This is a genomic window from Butyrivibrio sp. NC2007 (assembly GCF_000421405.1).
GTDB lineage: Bacteria > Bacillota > Clostridia > Lachnospirales > Lachnospiraceae > Butyrivibrio.
In genome coordinates this window covers 1-2,258 of sequence record NZ_ATWY01000046.1, presented here as the reverse complement: position 1 = coordinate 2,258, position 2,258 = coordinate 1, and the positions used below count along the sequence as shown (strand labels likewise).

Here is a 2,258-nt window from a genome sequence, read left to right as displayed (position 1 = left end):
GGGGACGTTTCAGTTTGTCTCATTTTGAGTCACCGGGGACGTTTCAGTTTGTCTCATTTTGAGTCACCGGGGACGTTTCAGTTTGTCTCAAAATGAGACAAACTGAAACGTCCCCAGTGACTCACGCAATCAGGCTTTCTTGTTCGAAAAAAGTCCGCTCAGAACTGTGCCTGCCACAGATCCAGCCTGTGGTCTATACTCTTTTCCGCCAAGAAACAGTTTTTCTACCTTAAGGTTAATCAGCTTATCCGCCGGTACAGAGTACGGATTCTCTGATAGTATTACCATATCAGCTATCTTGCCTTCTTCCAGTGAGCCTCGCTCCTTCTCATCAAAGGTTGTGTAATAACCGTTGTAAGTGCACATACGAAGGGCGTCCTGTACGGAAACTGCCTCCGACGGATTGCTATGATTTACAGCCTTGTGCAGCCAGACAATCGGGTCCGGATCCGTGCATGGGCCGTCACTGCCAAAGGACACTATGCAGCCGGCTTCCATGAAGGTTCTAACCGGGTTAAGGCGGGAATTTCTCTCTTTGCCAAGAATGCTCTCAGTATATTCCGGTGGCTCCTGTTTCCAGTTATCGAAGGCTATCTGCATAGGCAGCTGAATGTGATACTCCTTGCAAATGGCAATGCCTTCCTTGGTCGGGAGACAATCATGGATAATGCCATGTCTGTGGTCATCCCTTGGGAAGTCGTCAAGCGCTGCCTTTATCGCTCTTGTAGCCTGATCAAAGGCCTTATCTCCAATCGCATGCATTTCAATCTGAAGGCCTGCTCTGTTGGCAGCCTTGCAGAACTCAGTCACCTTCTCATCCGAGTAATAAAGAACGCCATTTCCGCCAATTTCATCAACATATGGCTCGTTCATCGACGCATCATGCGAGCCAAAGCATCCATCAAGAGCGCACTCAAAGCACCCTCCTATTCTTGGGAGATTTCTGCTGGTCGCAACCTTTACGTTAAGTGACTGCGGAAAGACTCTTATCTGAAATCCATGCTGTATGCCCTTTGCAACCAGCTTTTCCATGGTTATGTCCATGTTTAGCGGGAATCCAACGCCGCTGACGGTATGTATCATTCCTATACCCTTTGAAGCCTGGTAATCAACCGCGCGCTGCATGTTTTTAATAAGTGTTGGGATCTGAATAGAATTTGTAATGTAGTCAGAAACCGCGAAAAAGGCTTCCTGATTCATTTCTCCGGTATCAGGATGATAGCCGCGCAGATTCTTGACTTTACTGTCAACTAGTTTTAGAAGTGCGCTGTTGACCACGCACGCATGACCATCGTATTTGACCATGAAAACGGGCTTTTCGGAGCAGACAGAGTCTATCTCTTCCCTGCTTACAAGTCTCTTTTCCTCAACAGAATACGGCGATGCGCCGAAGGCGATCATGATCTTCTCCTTGCATCTGCCCTTAAACTCTCTTATTCCCTCAAGGATCTCTTTATTCGTGCTGCATTCCATGACATTGAGGCCTGCATGAAACTGCGAAAAAGAAGCAAAATGCTGATGCGTATCACAAAAAGACGGGATCAGGGCCTTATTTCCGAGGTTAATTCTATCCACATCAGTGAATTTCTCCGGGAGCTCTTTTCCCACAAATACTATTCTGCCGCCATCTTCAACCAGAAACCTTGCGACATCATTGTTCCTGTTAACTGTTAAAATGTTCCCCTCAAATACCTTCATATCACACCACCATTAGCAGAGTTCCTGCCCCTATTAGCACGCATCCGATTGCTGACTTTGCAGTAAAATCCTCGTGCAGAAAAACGAATGCCAAAACAAGTGTAATTACAACGGAAAGTTTGTCGATGGGCACGACCTTGGAAGCATCTCCCATCTGCAGTGCCTTGTAGTAGCACAGCCAGGAAGCTCCCGTCGCCAGGCCCGATAGAATTAAGAAAATCCAGCTCTTTTGAGAAATTGATCGTATGCCGGATTGCTGATTTGTTATAAAGACCATTCCCCAGGCCATGACAACCACCACCATGGTGCGGATTGCCGTAGCCAGATTTGATCCTACCCCTTCAATTCCAATCTTCGCAAGTATTGATGTAAGTGCAGCAAATATCGCCGACCCCAGTGCTAACCAGAACCACATATCTACGCCTCCTCCATACCACAGGTCATAGGGCAATCCGCCCATACATCCATGTTAGCACAATTCTCGTCCATAAGGGAGTCAAAGAGAACCGTCCCCGGTGTCTCAAAATGAGTCAAACTGAAACGTCCCCGGTGTCTCAAAA

General features: G+C 47.2%; 2 protein-coding genes. Both read right to left on the bottom strand.

Features of this window, described 5'->3' with window-relative positions; genetic code table 11:
* Positions 1-129 precede the first annotated feature (129 nt).
* A complete protein-coding gene (locus G632_RS0118240) occupies positions 130-1,698 on the bottom strand; it encodes an amidohydrolase (protein WP_022770955.1) in 1,569 nt (522 codons plus the stop codon).
* A 1-nt stretch (position 1,699) separates the two neighbouring features.
* Entirely contained in the window at positions 1,700-2,113 is a 414-nt protein-coding gene (locus G632_RS0118235; RefSeq protein WP_022770954.1) for an EamA family transporter, read from the bottom strand.
* Positions 2,114-2,258: the final 145 nt, after the last annotated feature.